Origin of the sequence: Thiomonas sp. UBA7699 (assembly GCF_002482605.1) — a bacterium.
In the GTDB taxonomy this organism is placed as follows: Bacteria; Pseudomonadota; Gammaproteobacteria; order Burkholderiales; family Burkholderiaceae_C; genus Thiomonas; species Thiomonas arsenitoxydans.
Genome location: NZ_DLGH01000021.1, coordinates 1 through 16,923, shown reverse-complemented (window position 1 = coordinate 16,923; position 16,923 = coordinate 1). Strand labels below are relative to the sequence as shown.

The 16,923-nt window shown below is 63.4% G+C and carries 13 protein-coding genes, 1 tRNA gene and 1 pseudogene; 11 read left to right on the top strand and 4 right to left on the bottom strand.

Annotated features, from left to right (window positions below; translation table 11 throughout):
- Positions 1–152 precede the first annotated feature (152 nt).
- Together B3H47_RS09295 and B3H47_RS09290 are read right to left on the bottom strand one after the other, a co-directional pair.
- On the bottom strand, positions 153–1,139 hold the full coding sequence (locus B3H47_RS09295; protein ID WP_232054131.1) for a tyrosine-type recombinase/integrase: 987 nt from the start codon (positions 1,137–1,139) through the stop codon (positions 153–155).
- Between the two features lie 225 nt (positions 1,140–1,364).
- Entirely contained in the window at positions 1,365–2,288 is a 924-nt protein-coding gene (locus tag B3H47_RS09290; protein ID WP_013106008.1) for a LysR family transcriptional regulator, read from the bottom strand.
- A gap of 117 nt (positions 2,289–2,405) precedes the next feature.
- On the opposite strand from B3H47_RS09290, the gene B3H47_RS09285 reads away from it, so the two are divergent.
- The 5 genes from B3H47_RS09285 (at position 2,406) to B3H47_RS09265 (ending at position 10,196) form a co-directional block, all read left to right on the top strand.
- Positions 2,406–3,791, top strand: coding sequence for a ribulose-bisphosphate carboxylase (locus B3H47_RS09285; protein WP_156052524.1), 1,386 nt, complete (start codon positions 2,406–2,408; stop codon positions 3,789–3,791).
- A 78-nt stretch (positions 3,792–3,869) separates the two neighbouring features.
- Positions 3,870–4,676, top strand: a complete 807-nt coding sequence (locus tag B3H47_RS09280) for a CbbQ/NirQ/NorQ/GpvN family protein (RefSeq protein ID WP_286986810.1) — start codon at positions 3,870–3,872, stop codon at positions 4,674–4,676.
- A gap of 22 nt (positions 4,677–4,698) precedes the next feature.
- Positions 4,699–6,960 (top strand): nitric oxide reductase activation protein NorD, encoded by a 2,262-nt coding sequence (locus tag B3H47_RS09275; RefSeq protein WP_286986809.1) that lies wholly within the window; start codon positions 4,699–4,701, stop codon positions 6,958–6,960.
- 106 nt (positions 6,961–7,066) lie between these two features.
- Positions 7,067–9,595, top strand: a complete 2,529-nt coding sequence (locus B3H47_RS09270) for an ABC transporter permease (RefSeq protein ID WP_286986808.1) — start codon at positions 7,067–7,069, stop codon at positions 9,593–9,595.
- A gap of 133 nt (positions 9,596–9,728) precedes the next feature.
- Positions 9,729–10,196, top strand: a complete 468-nt coding sequence (locus B3H47_RS09265) for a group II truncated hemoglobin (RefSeq protein ID WP_013106003.1) — start codon at positions 9,729–9,731, stop codon at positions 10,194–10,196.
- 77 nt (positions 10,197–10,273) lie between these two features.
- Here B3H47_RS09265 and B3H47_RS09260 read toward each other — a convergent pair whose 3' ends face one another.
- Both B3H47_RS09260 and radC read right to left on the bottom strand, forming a co-directional pair.
- Entirely contained in the window at positions 10,274–10,981 is a 708-nt protein-coding gene (locus B3H47_RS09260) for a Smr/MutS family protein (RefSeq protein ID WP_286986807.1), read from the bottom strand.
- A complete protein-coding gene (gene radC / locus B3H47_RS09255; RefSeq protein ID WP_156052530.1) occupies positions 10,978–11,658 on the bottom strand; it encodes a RadC family protein in 681 nt (226 codons plus the stop codon). Before radC ends, B3H47_RS09260 begins: the two co-directional genes overlap by 4 nt.
- An 80-nt stretch (positions 11,659–11,738) precedes the next feature.
- Here radC and B3H47_RS09250 point away from each other — a divergent pair, with 80 nt between their 5' ends.
- The 6 genes and pseudogenes from B3H47_RS09250 to B3H47_RS09225 form a co-directional block, all read left to right on the top strand.
- Complete coding sequence (locus B3H47_RS09250; protein WP_286986806.1) at positions 11,739–12,203, top strand: FKBP-type peptidyl-prolyl cis-trans isomerase; 465 nt, start codon at positions 11,739–11,741, stop codon at positions 12,201–12,203.
- Complete coding sequence (gene ispH / locus B3H47_RS09245; protein ID WP_286986805.1) at positions 12,200–13,186, top strand: 4-hydroxy-3-methylbut-2-enyl diphosphate reductase; 987 nt, start codon at positions 12,200–12,202, stop codon at positions 13,184–13,186. The genes B3H47_RS09250 and ispH overlap by 4 nt, the downstream gene beginning before the upstream one ends.
- Positions 13,187–13,271: 85 nt before the next feature.
- The gene (gene serS, locus B3H47_RS09240) at positions 13,272–14,564 is read left to right on the top strand and encodes a serine--tRNA ligase (protein ID WP_286986804.1); all 1,293 of its coding nucleotides are present in this window, start codon (positions 13,272–13,274) and stop codon (positions 14,562–14,564) included.
- Between the two features lie 78 nt (positions 14,565–14,642).
- A tRNA-Ser gene (locus tag B3H47_RS09235) sits at positions 14,643–14,732 on the top strand.
- 160 nt (positions 14,733–14,892) lie between these two features.
- Positions 14,893–16,071: a tyrosine-type recombinase/integrase gene (locus B3H47_RS09230; protein WP_286986803.1), complete on the top strand. Its 1,179-nt coding sequence runs from the start codon at positions 14,893–14,895 to the stop codon at positions 16,069–16,071.
- Between the two features lie 311 nt (positions 16,072–16,382).
- Positions 16,383–16,923, top strand: a pseudogene (locus tag B3H47_RS09225) (hypothetical protein); the annotation flags it as partial.

Here is a 16,923-nt window from a genome sequence, read left to right as displayed (position 1 = left end):
CCGCGAATCGCGGCAAAGGAGCAACGCAGGAAATCCGCGAACCGCACCCGGCATAGAGATATACGCCGGGGCGGCACGGGCGGGCAGGTGTCGCGGAAGAACGAAAAGCCAAGGCAAAGGAGGGGGCAAAGAGAGGGTACAGCGCAGCGCAGTTATCCCAACTTCTTCGCCAGCTTTTCCGCCTCGATGTGCGTGTAACGCTTGAGCATGGACAGGCTTTTGTGTCCCGTCATGCTCGCCACTTCCATGACGCCCAGGCCCTTCTCAAACAGCCGCGACGCGGCTTCGTGTCTGAGGTCGTGGAAGCGAAGATCAGCCAGGAATGCGGGATCTGGCTTCTTGCCGGACTTGGCGCACTCTTCTGCATAGGCCGCTTTAGCGCGCACGATGCAGCGCTGCCAAGTTTTCTCGAATGAGTCCTTGGCTTGCCAGCCAAACACGCGCCCATCGAGGCGTCGAGGCAGGCTATGCAGTGCGTCCAGTGCGGCGGTTGACAGCGCGACGGTGCGTGCGCTGCCGTTCTTGGTGTCCACCAGGTGTGCCGTGCGCCTGGCCAAGTCGATGCGTGACCATTCCAGCCCGAGCAGTTCCCCCAGGCGCATCGAAGTCTCGACGGCAAGAATGATGATCTGTCGAAGCCCAACCGCACGCGCCTGCGCGGCAGCGGCCAGCAGCGCATCGACTTCGCCTGCTCGCAGCCGACGATCCCGCGCTGGCGGCGCGGCTGGTTTGCGTACCTTGCTCGCCGGGTTGCCTGCGGGCAAATCGATGCTCAAATCTTTTTCGACGAATGAAAACAGGGCTGAGAGCACGTTGATGTGGTGGATGACGGTTTGCGGTGCCAGTCCTTCTTGCAGCAGATCATCGCGCCAGCCCGACACGTCCACCCCGCGCACATTGGACAAGTAGTGAGCGCCGAAGCGCTCGCGTGCCTTGCCGAGGCGCGCGCGAACATCCTTCGCCGATTTCATGGCCTGCACCGGCCCGGCAAGGTAGCGATCCATCACTTCGGCGACTGTCACGCGCTGCGCATCTTGTCGCAGCACAGCAACGTTGCCCCGCTGGGCTTCGCGCTCGATTTCCCGCGCCCAGGCTTCTGCATCGGCTTTCAGGTCAAACGTGCGGCTCAACGTCGGCATGCCACGTCGCCGAATCTGCGCCATCCACCCGTTTTTTCGCTGTTCAAAGTATGCCATGACCGAACCCCCAATTCCCACTCAATTCCCACAAACCAATGGGAAAATACTAGCAGATCAAGCGTTTATGCGGGTTCTAGGCATACTGTATTTAGACCTGTCACGCCGGGGGTCGCGGGTTCGAGTCCCGTCCACTCCGCCAATAAAATCAACGGGTTAGCGATTTCGCTAACCCGTTTTTGTTTCTGCGGCTGCCATGATGCTTGGCCCTTTACTTAGCACGAGTTCGGCGAAGGCTTGGGCGGCGGGGCTGAGTCGTTTGCCGTCGCGTTGCACCAGAAACCACTGGCGCTTGAGCGGAAAACCTTCGACGTCGAGGACGCTCAACTGGCCAGAGGTGAGTTCCGCTTGGACCGTGTGCAGCGAGACCAATCCCACGCCCAGACCGGCTTCGACGGCGTGTTTGATCGCCTCGTTTTTGTTCATTTCCATGGTCGGCTTGAACGGTAACTGTCGTTCTCGGATGAAGTTCTCCAGGGCGCCGCGGGTGCCTGATGCGGGTTCCCGCACGACCAGGGGCTCTTCGAGCAGGCGCTTTAGGGGGATTGCGCGTTTTCTGGCGAGCGGGTGGTCGGGGGCGGCGATGATGACCAGCGGGTTGTCCATGAAGGGTTGCGCGCTGAGTTGATATCCCTCGGGCGGCGTGCCCATCAGCGCGAGATCGCTGACGTTCTCGGTTAAGTGACGCAGCAGGGTTTCGCGGTTGACGACATTCAGGCTGACCTCGACGTCTGGAAACTGGCGTCGAAACAGCGCCATAAGGCGAGCGGCAAATACGCTGGCCGTGCTGGCGACAGACACCGTCAGCACGCCTCCTCTGAGTCCTTTCAAGTTGGCCAGAGACTGTTCGAGGTCGTTTAGTTCGCGGGTGACGATTCCGGCGCTGCGCAGGGCGACGTTGCCAGCTTCGGTGAGCCGGATTTTTTTGCCCGCATGCTCGAACAGGGGCATATCGAGCAAATTCTCCAATTGTTTGATCTGCATCGAAACAGCAGGCTGGGTGAGATGTAGCTTTTCGCTGGCGCGCGAAAAACTGCCGCAGTCCGCTACAGCTTGGAGAATTTCGAGTTGCCGGAAGGTGATTCTGATCATCAGTGAAAAATTCTCTAACTGCAAAAAAGTCTTAGTTTACCTTATGAACTAAGCGATCCTATAGTTGATTTTTTTCAACCCACTTGGCCGACAAAGGCCAACGCACAGAGGAATGACATGGCTCACGATCAATCCAGCCGCTACGCCAATCTCGATCTCAAGGAATCGGATCTGATCGCCGGTGGCAAGCACATCCTTGTTGCCTACAAAATGAAGCCCAAGGCGGGCTATGACTATCTGGCGACGGCGGCGCACTTTGCGGCCGAATCGTCCACCGGCACCAATGTGGAAGTCAGCACGACGGACGATTTCACCAAGGGGGTCGATGCCCTGGTTTATTACATCGATGAAGCCACGGAAGACATGCGCATCGCCTATCCGATCGAACTGTTCGATCGGAATGTGATCGACGGCCGCTTCATGATCGTGTCCTTCCTCACGCTGGTGATCGGCAACAACCAGGGTATGGGCGATGTCGAGTACGGCAAGATGATCGATTTCTATGTGCCCGAGCGCGCGATCCAGATGTTCGACGGCCCGGCCACCGACATCTCCAACCTGTGGCGCATTCTGGGTCGGCCGATCAAGGACGGCGGCTACATCGCCGGCACCATCATCAAGCCCAAGTTGGGTCTGCGCCCGGAGCCATTTGCCCAGGCGGCCTATCAGTTCTGGCTGGGAGGCGATTTCATCAAGAACGACGAGCCGCAGGGCAACCAGGTGTTCGCCCCGGTGAAAAAGGTGATTCCGCTGGTCTATGACGCCATGAAACGCGCGCAAGACGAGACTGGCGAGGCCAAGCTGTTCTCCATGAACATCACCGCGGACGACTATCACGAGATGTGCGCCCGCGCGGACTTCGCGCTGGAAGTCTTCGGTCCCGATGCTGACAAGCTGGCCTTCCTGGTGGACGGCTACGTGGGCGGCCCCGGCATGGTCACCACCGCGCGTCGCCAGTATCCGAACCAGTACTTGCACTATCACCGTGCGGGTCACGGCGCCATCACCTCGCCCAGTTCCAAGCGCGGCTACACCGCCTTTGTGCTGGCCAAGATGAGTCGGCTGCAGGGGGCTTCGGGCATTCACGTCGGCACCATGGGCTACGGCAAGATGGAAGGCGAGGGCGACGACCGCAACATCGCCTACATGATCGAGCGCGACGAGTGCCAAGGCCCGGTCTACTTCCAGAAGTGGTACGGCATGAAGCCCACCACCCCCATCATCTCCGGCGGTATGAACGCGCTGCGCCTGCCCGGCTTCTTCGAGAACCTGGGCCACGGCAACGTGATCAACACCGCGGGCGGCGGCTCCTACGGACACATCGACTCGCCGGCAGCTGGCGCCAAGTCGCTGCGCCAGGCCTATGAGTGCTGGAAGGCCGGAGCCGATCCGATCGAGTACGCCAAGGAGCACAAAGAGTTCGCGCGCGCATTCGAATCCTTCCCGGGCGATGCCGACAAGCTCTTCCCGGGCTGGCGCGACAAACTGGGCGTCCACAAGTAAGCCGCTCCTGACGACATCGTTTTTGAAAGTTTCAGCGCCCCCGCTTTCACGGGGGCGTGTTGTTTTGGAGGTGGATGCATGAGCATTGACGCGCAGCAGTACCGGGTTCAAGCTGAGCCCTATTACCAGCCGCAGGGACGCGAGGTGGCCTTGTTTGAGGCCGCCTACCGTAATCGTTTGCCGGTCATGGTCAAGGGGCCGACGGGATGCGGCAAATCGCGCTTTGTCGAGCACATGGCGTGGCGGCTGGGCAAGCCGCTCATAACCGTCGCCTGCAACGAAGACATGACGGCGAGCGATCTGGTCGGACGTTATCTGCTCGAAGGCGGCGGCACGCGCTGGCTCGATGGGCCGCTGACCACCGCCGCGCGCATCGGCGCGATCTGCTACCTCGACGAAATTGTCGAGGCGCGTCAGGACACCACCGTGGTCATCCACCCGCTGACCGATCATCGCCGCACCCTGCCGCTCGACAAGAAGGGCGAGCTGATTCAGGCGCATCCCGATTTTCAGTTGGTGATTTCGTATAACCCGGGTTACCAGTCGCTAATGAGGGATCTGAAGCAGTCCACCAAACAGCGCTTCACCGCCTTCGATTTCGACTACCCCGAGGCCGGGCTCGAAACCGCCATTCTGTGCAAGGAAAGCGGCCTTGACGCCGAGACTGCCGCCAAGCTGGTGAAAATCGGCCACGCCGCGCGCAATCTCAAGGGGCACGGTCTCGATGAGGGCATTTCCACACGCCTGATGGTGTACGCCGCGCAGTTGATCCGCGACGGTGTTGATGCAGGAGACGCCTGCCGCATGGCGCTGGTGCGCCCCATCACCGACGATGCCGACATTCGCCAGACACTCGATCACGCCATCGACGTGACTTTCGCCTGAGTGCGGCAAACCAAGCCGAACCATGGTGAGTGACGCCCTGATGGACGATTCGATACGCGCCACTTGGGCGCGGCTCGACACGCGCTTTCCTCTCGTGGAGGCCATCTTTCCGGCCTGCATGGCCGATGCCCAGAGCGCGCTCACACCCGATGGACTGAGCGCCTTCCTCGAAGCGGGCCGCATCATCGGCAAACTGGGGCGGGGCGCCGAGCCTTTGCTGGCCTTTCTGGAAGCCTGGCCGTCCACCGCCCGCGCCGTGGGTGAAGACCTGCTGGCGCCCGTGATGGCCGTGGTGCAAGGGCTGCAAAAATCGCCCAACGGTCGGGCCATCACGCCCTTTTTGCAGACCCTGGCTCCCGTCGCCCAGCGCCTGCAAGCGGGCGAGCAACTCCAGCACTATCTCGACCTCACGCTCGACCTGATGGCGCGCACCACGCGCTCCATCCACGGCTTTCACACCACCTATCCCAGTCCAGGGCTGCCGGACTTTTTCAATCAGGCGCCGACCTTGCTGGCCCAGCTCGACATTGGCGGCTTGCAGCGTTGGGTCGATTACGGCGTGCGCAACTATGCCACCCATCCCGAGCGGCAAAAAGATTACTTCAGCCTGCAATCGGCCGACGCGCGCGCCGTGTTGCAGCGCGAGCGCCACGGCACGCTGCTGGTGGATGTGGAGCGCCATCTCGATCTGTATCTGCGCGCCTTGTGGCGAGATAGCGATCTGCTGATCCCTTACTCCACCGCCTTCGACGAACTGCGCAAACCGGTTCCCTATTACGACCCGCTGGGCATTCGTCTGCCTGATGTGCAAGATGATGCTTTCGGCGTGTCGGGCCTCGATCGTTACCGGGCGATGCTCGCCCACATGGTCGGCCACCGCCGCTGGTCCACCCCGCAGATTGCCGACAACTGGAGCCCGTTTCAGCGCATGGCGGTCGAGTTTTTCGAGGACTGCCGGGTTGAAACCCTGCTGATCCGCGAATACGCCGGACTGCGGCGGCTGTTTCTCGCCCTGCATCCCCGCCCTGTCGAAGACGCCTGCAATCCCGAGACCACTTCCTGTCTGCGCCACCGTCTGGCGATGTTGTCGCGGGCGTTGCTCGACCCCGAGCACGGCTACCGCGACGCCGATCTGAATACCTTCGTTGCCCGCTTTCACGCGCTGATGGCGCAGGGCACCTCATCCACCCGAGACATCGCCGTGCTGGCTCTGGCCTATGTGGCGAAAACCCGCCGCCAGAGCGACCAGTTTGCCAAAGTGCACTTCGAAAACACCGTCATCGACTACCGCGACGACAACCGGCACCTTTGGCGCTTCATCGAACAAGGGGACGAGGAAGAGCGCTTCGACGAAACCCGCCGCAACGATGCGCAGGACGACTTGCCGCGCCTGCCGCCGCGGCACTATCCCGAATGGGACTATCACAGCCAGACCTATCGGCCCGACTGGGTCAGCGTGTACGAGGGTTTGCATCCGTCTGCACAGGCGGGCGACATCGACCGCTTGCTGCAAAAGCACGCCCCGCTGGCCAAGCGCCTGCAAAGACTGCTGGAACTGCTCAAACCGCAAGACAAGGTGCGCATTCGCTATCAGGAGGAAGGCAGCGAACTCGATCTCGACGTCGCTATCCGTTCGCTGATCGATTTCAAGGCAGGCTCCAACCCTGATCCGCGCATCAATCTGAGCCACCGCACCAACGGGCGCGATATTGCCGTGACCCTGCTGCTCGACCTCTCCGCCTCGCTCAACGACAAAGTGAAAGGCTCAGAGCAGACCATCCTAGAACTCTCGCAGGAAGCCGTCTCGCTGCTCGCCTGGGCGATCGAGCGCTTGGGCGATCCGCTGGCAATCGCCGGTTTTCAGTCCAACACCCGGCACGAGGTGCGCTACCTGCACATCAAGGGTTTTGGCGAGCCGTGGGGCGATGAAGTCAAGGCGCGTCTCGCGGCGATGCAGGCCAACTACTCCACCCGCATGGGGGCGGCGCTGCGGCACGCTGCCCAATCGCTGCGCGCGCGCAAGAGCGACAAAAAGCTGCTGCTCGTGCTCACCGACGGCGAACCCGCCGATATCGACGTGCAAGACGAACGCCTGCTCATCGAAGACGCCCGCCAGGCGGTGCGGGAACTCGAACGCGACGGCCTCTTCACCTATTGCATCAGCCTCGACCCGCGCGCCGATGCCTATGTGTCCGATATTTTTGGCCGCCGCTACACCGTGATCGACAACATCGAGCGCCTGCCCGAGAGATTGCCGGAAGTGTTCCTGGCGCTGACCAAATAGCGCGCGTTCCTCAGCGGTTTCAAACCCTCGCCCCGGCACAGAGATGGGGGGCTGTGGACAATACGGCTTCTTTCTACCCCGCTCATTCACTCCACGGTCTACCTCTATGCAATCCTTGCGACAGCTTTGGCGTGACTGGCGCAGCGGCGAGCTGCGGCTCTTATTCTTCTCGCTGGTGCTGGCCGTGGCCGCGTTGTCGGCCGTGGGCTTCGTCGCCCAGCGGCTGCAAGGCGCGCTGGTGCGCGATGCTGCGCAGTTGATCGGTGGTGACGTGGTGATCGTCAGCGATCATCCGCTGAAACCGCTGTATTTGCAGCAGGCGCGAGCGCAGGGGCTGCGCTCTATGCAGACGGCGGTGTTTCCCAGCATGGCGCTCGACGTCACGGGTGACCGCACCCGGCTGGTCTCGCTCAAGGCGGTAGGCGCGCATTACCCCTTGATCGCGCAGGTGGTGCTGCGCGACGGGCTGCAGGCGCCGGAGGTGTCGCGCAGCGGGCCGCCCGAGCCCGGTACGGTCTGGGTGAATGCCAGTGTGCTCGGCGCTCTGCGGCTGCAGGTGGGTGATCTGTTGCAGTTGGGCAATGCGCGGTTGCGCATCGCGGCCATTCTGGTGCGCGAGCCCGATACCGGCGCGGGCTTCATCAATTTCGCCCCGCGGGTGATGATGAATCGCGCCGATTTGCCCGCTACCGGGCTGATCCAGCCCGCCAGCCGGGTGACTTATCGCCTCGCGCTGGCTGGGCCATCGCAGGCAGCAGCCGCCTACGCCAAGTGGGCGCAGGAGCAGATTCGCCAAACCTCCGCGCGCGGCATGCGGGTGGAAACCGTGGCCGACAGCGGCCCGGCGCAAGAACAGACGCTCAAGCGCGCCTCTGATTTTCTGCATCTGGTGGCGCTGATTACCGCGCTCATGGCCGCTGTGGCGGTGGCGCAGTCGGCGCGCGACTTTGCGCGCCGACGTTTGCAGCCCTGCGCGGTATTCAAGGCTTTGGGGCTGCGTCAGGGTGTTTTGCTCCGTCGCTACGCCGCCGAGTTTGTCTGGCTGGGCGGCTTTGCGGCGGCGCTGGGGGTGTTGCTCGGCCTGGCGGTGCAGGCGGCGATGATCGGGCTGCTTCACGGGCTGATTCAGGTTCAGGTGCGCGAGCTGCCCGCGCCCGGTTGGGCGCCCGCGTTGTTCGCCGGGGCGACGGGCATGGTGCTGCTGCTGGCCTTTGGCCTGCCCTCGATTCTGCAGTTGGCGCGCATACCGCCCCTGGCGGTGCTGCGCCGCAGTCTGGGCCGCCTGCAGTCCGCGCCGTTCATCACGGTGCTGGCAGGCGTGGGGGCATTCGGCCTGTTGCTGTGGCTGCAGGCCGGCGACCTTCGCCTGGGGCTGATTGCCGCGGGTGGTTTCATCGGCCTGACGCTGGTGTTCGCCTTGCTGGCCTGGCTGATGATGCGGGGTTTGCGGCGCTGGATACGCGGCCATGCGGCGTCATCCGTCGCCGCCGGCGGTTTGATGCAGATGGCGGCGCGTCAGTTGGCCACCCGGCCTTGGAGTGCGGTGATTCAGATCACGGCGCTGAGTCTGGGTTTGTTCGCGCTGGTGTTGCTGGTGCTCATGCGCACCAGTCTGATCGACGCCTGGCGTGCCTCCATACCCGCCAACGCGCCCGACCGCTTTGTCATCAACATCCAACCCGCGCAGAGCCAGGATTTTCTGGCCGCGCTGCGCCGCGATGGCGTGAACCACGAAGACTGGTATCCCATGCTGCGCGGCCGTCTGGTGGCCATCAACGAAAAGCCGGTCTTTGGACGCGACTACGACAGCATCCGCGCCCGCGACCTGATCGACCGCGAATTCAATCTTTCAGCCAGCGCCACCCTGCCCAAGGCCAATACCCTGGTCGCAGGCGACTGGAACGATACCGGCGGGCCCGATGCCAAAGGCCTGTCGGTGGAACAGGGCATCGCCAAAACCCTGGGCTTCAAACTCGGCGACACCCTGACTTTCGACATTGCAGGCCAGCGCGTGACCGCGCCCATCACCAGCGTGCGGCATGTCGATTGGAGCTCCATGCATGCCAACTTCTTTGTGCTGCTGCCGCAGGCCCTGCTGAAAAATCAGCCCGTGACCTATCTGGCCGCCTATCGCGCCCCCGGAGATGCGCAGCGCATGGACGACACCCTGGTGCGGCAGTTTCCCAATCTCACCGTGGTCGATGTCGGCAGCCTGCTCACGCATTTGCGCAAGCTGGTCGAGCAGGTCATCACTGCGGTGCAGTTTTTGTTTTTGTTCGCCCTGGCGGCCGGGCTGGCCGTGCTCGCCGCTTCGCTGGCGTTGTCGCGGCAGGACCGCTCGCGCGAAATGGCGGTGTGGCGCGCCCTGGGCGCTTCTTCGCAGTTGCTGCGGCGTATGGCCCTAGTGGAAATGATGTGGGTCGGCGCGCTGGCCGGACTGCTCGGCGCAGCCGGGGCGGCGGCCGTGAGCGCGGCGCTGGCGCACTGGGTGTTTCTGTTTCCCTGGCAGCCGCCATGGTGGCTCTGGCCCGCGGCCATGCTGGCGGCCTCCATGCTGGCGATGGCGGCCGGGTGGTGGAGTCTGCGCGATGTGCTGCGCCGGGCGCCGGGTCAGAGTTTGCGCACCTTGACTTGAAAATGAGCTGAAAATCTTTTGCCACTTTGCGGGACGATTGATTGCAGATTGACCTGAGGCAAGTTCTGCCGGGGCGCATCTCCCATAATCGCGATTCTTTTGTTTCAGCCTTGTTTGCAAATTGCTCCGCTCCATGTCCGAAACCATCGCCATCACGCCCGCCGCACCTGTCCCCCAGCCGGTTTCCAGCACGCCTTATCAGCGCCTCGGCGGCGCGGAGGGCGTGCGTCGGTTGGTCGATCATTTCTACGACTTGATGGATCTAGAGCCGCAATATGCCGATCTGCGGGCCATGCATCCCACGAATTCCGAAGAAACGCGGGAGAAGCTCTACCTGTTTCTCAGCGGCTGGCTGGGCGGACCCGATCTGTATTCCCCGCAATATGGGCATCCGCGCCTGCGGATGCGCCACTTTCCCTACGCCATCGGCACCAAGGAGCGCGACGAGTGGATGGCCTGCATGGTGCAGACCCTCAACGAAGTCGAGATGGACGACACACTGCGCCGCCAGTTGCACGAAGCCTTCGCCGGCACGGCCGACTGGATGCGCAACAAAGCCGAGCCCGGCAATATGCCGGCGGGCAATGTGGTGCATGGTTGACCGCTTTGCCCCAATGAGCCCGCCGCTCTGTGTTCTCAACTTCGCTCTCAAATCGCCGGCTTGTTTTAAGCATTGTTTCAACCGCCGCGTTCAGTGCGCCGGGCCGAGCGCAGCAGCACCACAAGAGCACCGGCGCCGCCATCGCTGGGCCGGGCCTGCACATAGGCCATCACTTCGTCGCGCTGCATCAGCCAGCTTCGCGCCTTGTGTTTGAGCACCGGCTCGCGCAAGGGCGAACTCAGCCCCTTGCCGTGGATCACCCGCACGCAACGCCATTCGCGCTGTAGCGCGGTGCGTAAAAACTGACCAAGAGCCTCGCGCGCCTCGTCACGGCGCAGACCGTGCAGGTCGATTTCGTTCTGGATCGTCCAGTGCCCCCGGCGCAACTTGCGCAGGGTGTCCGATCCCACGCCTTCTCGCCGCCAGGACAAGGCGGCGTCGGTCTCCAGCAAATGATCCAGATCGAGCTCGTCTGACATCGCCTCTAACAGCACCAACCGTTCGTCGCGCAGCGATTGGTGCGGAATGGGTTTGGGCGGCGCGGGCTGCAATCCTGGCGGGGGAGGGTGGATCGATGCCCCCAAGACCTTGGCGCCCGCAGTGGCCGCGCGAAACAGGGCGCGATCTGCGGAGGTGGGCACAGACTCGGCGGGAGCGGCCGCGATGGGTGGTGGAGTTGGCCCAGGTTTCGTGCGCGCAGGCTGCGGCGGCTGGCGCAGGCGCCGGCGCAAGTCGCGCAATGCGTCCTGGCTGCTTGCCTTGAGCGCAGGCGCGGCGGGTTTCACAACAGACCCCTTTCGGCAAACGAAACCACGCTATGCCGGGTGACCACCAGATGATCGAGCACCCGCACATCCACCAGGGCCAGCGCCGCTTTCAGGGTTTGCGTCAGCGCGCGGTCGGCAGCGGACGGTTCGGCCAGGCCGCTGGGGTGGTTGTGAGCCAGAATCAGCGCACCGGCATTCAGGCGCAGCGCGGCTTTCACGACCTCGCGCGGGTAGACGCTGGTGCTCGCCAGCGTGCCGCGAGAAAGCTCTTCCGAGGCGATGAGCTGGTGCTGGTTGTCGAGAAACAGCACCGCGAAAATTTCCACCGGTTGCGGCCCGAGCCAGAGTCGCAAATAGTCGCGCACCGCAGCGGGCGAATCGAGCAGGGGTTGCTGCATCATCTGCTCGTTCAGGGTGCGGCGAGCGAGTTCCAGCACGGCGGCAATCTCGGCATATTTGGCCGCGCCCAGTCCTTTGATTTTGCGGAGTTGCTCGGATGAGGCGTTGAGCAGGCCGTGCAGGCCGCCAAACTGATCGAGCAAGGCGGCGGCCAGGTCGAGGGCGCTCTGCCCGCGCACCCCGGTGCGCAGCACGATGGCGACCAGTTCGGCGTCGGCCAGCGCGTGCGGGCCGCGCGCCAGCAATTTTTCGCGCGGTCGCGCATCGGCAGGTAGATCGGCGATACGTGTGGCCATGCAGGGTTCCCCCTAAAATGCGGTTTACGTCGCCTTTGCGGCTCGCTTTCAGCCGCTATTTTGCCTGCCCGCCCATCATCGTGCCTTGCGTCCAGCCTGATTCCTATCTCACCCTGCATTACCGCCTCAGCGATCCGGGCGGCGTCGATGCGGTCAACACCTTCGGCGGAACGCCTGCGACGTTTACGCTGGGACAGGGGCAACTCAGCCCGGCGCTGGAGGCCTTGCTCGTCGGCCTCGATGAAGACACGCACACCCGATTCGATCTGCCTGCGGGCGCAGCTTTTGGCGCGCGCATTCCAGGCTTGCTGCGTTGGGTTTCGCGCGGGGAAGTTGAGCGTGCGCGCGAATATCCCGGGCCCGCGGCGCAGGTCGGCGATGTGATGCGTCTGCGTTTGCCGACCAGTGCGGATGGCGAAGCCGGTCTGCTCACCGCACTGGTGCGTGAAATTGACGAAGTCGGCGACGCGCTGCTGCTCGATTTCAATCACCCCCTGGCCGACTGCCCCACGACTTTCGAGGTCAAGATTCTCGCCGTGCTATGAAGCCAGACGCTTTCGCCTTATTGCCAGACCCTGAAGTTTCAGCGTTCGAACCGCAAGTGTTGCTGGCCAGCCCGCGCGGTTTTTGCGCCGGTGTAGACCGGGCCATCGACATTGTCGAGCGCGCGCTGGAACGCTTTGGCGCGCCCATCTATGTGCGCCATGAAATCGTGCACAACACCTATGTGGTCAACGACCTGAAGGCCAAGGGCGCGGTTTTTGTCGAAGAACTCGAACAAGTGCCCCAGGGCGGCACCGTGGTGTTTTCTGCGCACGGGGTGTCGCAGGCCGTGCGTGCGCAGGCGCAGGCGTTGGGCTTGCAGGTGTTCGACGCCACTTGTCCGCTGGTCACCAAAGTGCACGTTGAAGTGGCCAAGATGCGGCGCGACGGGCTGGAAATCGTGATGATCGGTCACGCCGGTCATCCAGAGGTCGAAGGCACCATGGGGCAGGCCGAGGGCATCCACCTGGTGCAGACCCTCGACGATGTCGCGCGCCTGAACATTGCCCCCGATGCACCGCTGGCCTTTGTGACTCAAACCACGCTGTCGGTCGATGACGCCTCCGAAATCGTCGCGGCTCTGCGCGCGCGGTTTCCTCAAGTGCATGAGCCGAAAAAGCAAGACATCTGCTACGCCACCCAAAATCGCCAGGACGCGGTGAAGATGCTCGCCCCACAGGTCGATGTGGTCATCGTGGTCGGCAGTCCGACTAGTTCGAATTCCAATCGCCTGCGCGAAGTCGCCCAGCGGATGGGCAAGCCCGCCTATATGGTCGATCAGGTCGAAGACCTGCGCGCGGAGTGGCTGGAGGGCGCGCGCCAGATCGGCCTGACGGCGGGCGCTTCGGCCCCCGAAGCCCTCGTCGATCAGGTCGTGGCCCGGCTGAAGGCATTGGGCGCCGTAGCGGTGCGGCAGCTCGACGGCGTGACCGAATCGGTACAGTTTCCGCTGCCGCGCGGCTTGGTGGTCAAGACCGACTCCTGACCGATTCACCGCCCAGCCATCCGGCGCAAGGCTTGGCCCGGATCGCCCGGCGGCGGCTTCATTTCTCGTTCAACTCAAACGCATCATGCTCGACATCACCCTGCTGCGCAAAGACCTGCCCCACGTCATCGCCCGGCTCGAAACCCGTCAGTCCCCTCAGCCCTTCCTCGATGTGGCCCGCTTTGAAGCCCTCGAAGCCGAGCGCAAAACCCTACAGAAACAAACCGAAGATCTGCAGGCGCGGCGCAACCTGCTCTCCAAGCAGATCGGGCAGGCCAAAGCCAAAGGTGAGGATGTCGCGCCGATCATGGAAGAGGTCGGCCACATCAAAACCACGCTGGAAGCAGACGCCGCCCGGCTCGACGCCTTGCAAGCCGAACTGCAGGGTCTGCTCATGGCTGTTCCCAATTTGCCCGCGGCCGACGTGCCCGTCGGCGCGGACGAGACGCAGAACGTCGAACTGCGCCGATGGGGCACCCCGCGCACGTTTGAATTCCCGGTGCGCGACCACGTCGACGTCGGGACAGACCTCGGGCTGGACTTCGAGGCCGCAGCGCGCATCTCCGGTTCGCGTTTTGCCGTGCTGCGCGGGCCGATCGCCCGCCTGCACCGGGCCCTTGCCCAGTTCATGCTCGACGTTCACACCACCGAACATGGCTACACCGAAGCCTACGTGCCTTACATCGTGTCGGCGCAAGCGCTGCGCGGCACGGGGCAGCTCCCTAAATTCGAGGAAGACCTCTTCCCCGTGAAGCACGGAGAGGGCGAGAGCCACTACCTCATTCCCACAGCCGAAGTGCCGCTGACCAATCTGGTGCGCGATCAGATCGTCGATGCCGTCCAACTGCCGCTGCGCTTTGTGGCGCATACGCCGTGCTTTCGTTCCGAGGCCGGGTCGGGCGGGCGGGACGTGCGCGGCCTCATCCGCCAACACCAGTTCGACAAAGTCGAGCTCGTCTGGGTGACGCGGGCAGAAGAATCGGCCACCGTGCTGGAACAACTCACCGCCCACGCCGAGAGCATCCTGCAACGCCTGCAATTGCCCTATCGCACCATCGTCCTCTGCACCGGCGACATGGGCTTCGGTAGCGCGCGCACCCACGATATCGAGGTCTGGCTCCCGGCGCAAAACACCTACCGCGAAATCTCTTCCTGCTCCAATATGGAAGCGTTCCAGGCCCGCCGCATGCAGGCGCGCTATCGCGCTGAGAGCGGCAAGACGGAACTCGTACACACCCTTAACGGCTCCGGCCTGGCAGTTGGTCGCACGCTCGTGGCGATCCTCGAAAATTATCAACGCGCTGACGGGGGTATCGACATTCCCCAGGCGCTCCAGCCCTACATGGGAGGACTGACCCAGATCGAGCCGCGTGCCTGATATACTTATTGGTTTTTCGCGACCACGACAGCTCGCAAGCTTAAAGCGACCTGTGAAGCGAATAGCAACGAACACCCCGGAAAGGTGGCAGAGTGGTCGAATGTACCTGACTCGAAATCAGGCGTAGGCGCAAGCCTACCGAGGGTTCGAATCCCTCCCTTTCCGCCAGGATTGATCCAAAGTAGTCCTTCGAAGCCCCGCGCAGTCTCTGCGGCGGGGCTTTTTCATTGGTGGGTGCGTCCATAATCGTCCCGTTGCATCCGGGGCGATACCACGCCAGCCAGCCGCCAATCGTGGTATCGTCCATGGCATCCAGAAGGGCGATACCATGAGTCTCACCGTGAAGGCTGTCGACGCAGCCAAGCCGCAGGAGCGGCCCTACAAACTCACCGACGGCGGCGGCCTGTACCTCTTTGTGGCGCCCACCGGGCTGAAGAGCTGGCGTGCCAACTATGCGCAGAACGGCAAACAGCGCACGCGAACCTATGGCCGCTACCCGGCCATGACTCTGGCGCAGGCCCGCGCTGCGCATGCTCAGGCCAAGAGCGCGCCGACCGACGCAGCGACCGCCACGCCACTCGCGAAGGTCGCACCGACGTTCAAGGCGATCACGGAGCAGTGGCTCAAGATCAAGCTGCCATCCCTGTCCAACGGGAAGCACCAGGGGCAGGTTGCCGGCACGCTGGAGCGCTTCGCGTTTCCCTCCATTGGTGCACTGCCGATCGACCAGATTCCCCGCACGAAACTCGTCGAGGTGGTGCAGGCCGTGCAGAAGGGCGGCCGTGTGGAAACCGCGCACCGGGTGGCCGGGCGCATCGCCGCGGTATTCGACTACGCCCAGGACGTGGGCTACATCGAGAGCCACGGTGCTGGCGGCTTGGTGCGCGTGCTCCAGCCGCGCAAGGTGAAAAAGCCGATGGCCAGCATCCCGCCTGGCGAAGCTGGCGCGTTGCTCGCAGCGATCGACAGCTATGAAGAACCGGTCACCCGCCTGGGGCTGCAGTTGCTGGCCTTGACCTTCGTGCGCGTAGGCGAGATGCGCGGTATGCGTTGGAGTGAGCTGCGCGAGGACGGCGCGGTCTGGGTGGTTCCCGAGGACCGCATGAAGGCGGGATTGCCGCACGTCGTGCCGCTGTCACAGCAGGCACAAGCGGTGCTCGAGCAACTCCGGGTGTTTACCGGCGATCGCGATCTGGTGCTGGATTCACCGCTGCGCCCAGGGCATCCGCTGTCCGAGAACACCTTCCTCTTTGCGCTTTACCGGTTGGGTTATCGCGGCCGGATGACGGCGCATGGGTTCCGGGCGCTGGCGTCCACCGTGCTCAACGAGCAGTCAGGCTTTCCGCACGATGTCATCGAGCGCCAGCTCGCGCACCGGGAGACTGATGCAGTTCGCGCGGCGTACAACCGGGCGCAGTATCTTGATCAGCGCCGGGGGCTGATGCAGTGGTGGGCGGACTGGCTGGATCGACAGCACGAATCAGATCAGCCACCCGCCAGCACGTGAGGCTGCCGAGCCGCACGGCCGCGGCCGACAGAGCACTCATAGACTGGCCGTCCGGCTTTCGGCGGAGGCGGACTTCAAATTCAGTACGCAGGAAGGGTAGGGGAAAATGCCGTTTAGAGCTCAGGGTTGAGTTCTAAAGCCGCTGTGAAGCTTAGGCAATATGTGACGCGCATCGACGGCAATTGAAGGGGGGGGAGATGCAGATTCGGCACCTCAGGGCGGAGAACTTTCGGGGGACCGCCACGCTCGATTGGGCGCCCGGCGCGGCGTTCTGCTGCTTGATAGGGCCCGGTGACGCCGGGAAGTCCACCGTGCTCGACGCCATAGAGGCCGTCCTCTCCTCGCGCTGGCTGTTTTTCGGCGAGCACGATTTCATCGGAGGAGACACCTCCAAGACCATCATCATCGAAGTCACGGTGGGCGAGCTGTCCAAAGCGCTCAAGTCGGACGAGCGCTTCGGGCTCTACATCCGCGGTTGGACCTCCGACGGCCAGCTTCGCGATGAGCCGGAAGGCGACGACGAGGCGGTACTGACGGTGCGACTGACTGTCGACGCCACGCTCGAGCCTGTTTGGCAGATCGTCTGTGACCGGGCGGACGAGCCGCGCACGATCTCCAACCGCGACCGTGCCCTGTTTGGCCTCGTCCGCCTCGCGGGCGATGACGCCAGGCACCTCGCCTGGGGGCAAGGCTCGATCCTCTCGCGGCTCACGGGCGAATCGGACGAGGCATCTGCCAGGCTCGCGGCGGCCTACAAGGCGGCGCGAGACAGCGCGAACCTCTCTGAGATCGAAGCTCTAGCGAAGGCCGCCGGCGCCGCCGAGCGCTTTGCGTGTTCGTGCCGATGGAATT

Coding starts and splice junctions, on each gene's coding strand:
- B3H47_RS09270 (WP_286986808.1), top strand. CDS start 7,067: ATGCAATCCTTGCGACAGCTTTGGCGTGACTGGCGCAGCGGCGAGCTG.
- radC (WP_156052530.1), bottom strand. CDS start 11,658: ATGGCCACACGTATCGCCGATCTACCTGCCGATGCGCGACCGCGCGAA.
- B3H47_RS09280 (WP_286986810.1), top strand. CDS start 3,870: ATGAGCATTGACGCGCAGCAGTACCGGGTTCAAGCTGAGCCCTATTAC.
- B3H47_RS09295 (WP_232054131.1), bottom strand. CDS start 1,139: ATGCCGACGTTGAGCCGCACGTTTGACCTGAAAGCCGATGCAGAAGCC.
- ispH (WP_286986805.1), top strand. CDS start 12,200: ATGAAGCCAGACGCTTTCGCCTTATTGCCAGACCCTGAAGTTTCAGCG.
- B3H47_RS09265 (WP_013106003.1), top strand. CDS start 9,729: ATGTCCGAAACCATCGCCATCACGCCCGCCGCACCTGTCCCCCAGCCG.
- B3H47_RS09275 (WP_286986809.1), top strand. CDS start 4,699: ATGGTGAGTGACGCCCTGATGGACGATTCGATACGCGCCACTTGGGCG.
- B3H47_RS09285 (WP_156052524.1), top strand. CDS start 2,406: ATGGCTCACGATCAATCCAGCCGCTACGCCAATCTCGATCTCAAGGAA.
- B3H47_RS09290 (WP_013106008.1), bottom strand. CDS start 2,288: ATGATCAGAATCACCTTCCGGCAACTCGAAATTCTCCAAGCTGTAGCG.
- B3H47_RS09230 (WP_286986803.1), top strand. CDS start 14,893: ATGAGTCTCACCGTGAAGGCTGTCGACGCAGCCAAGCCGCAGGAGCGG.
- serS (WP_286986804.1), top strand. CDS start 13,272: ATGCTCGACATCACCCTGCTGCGCAAAGACCTGCCCCACGTCATCGCC.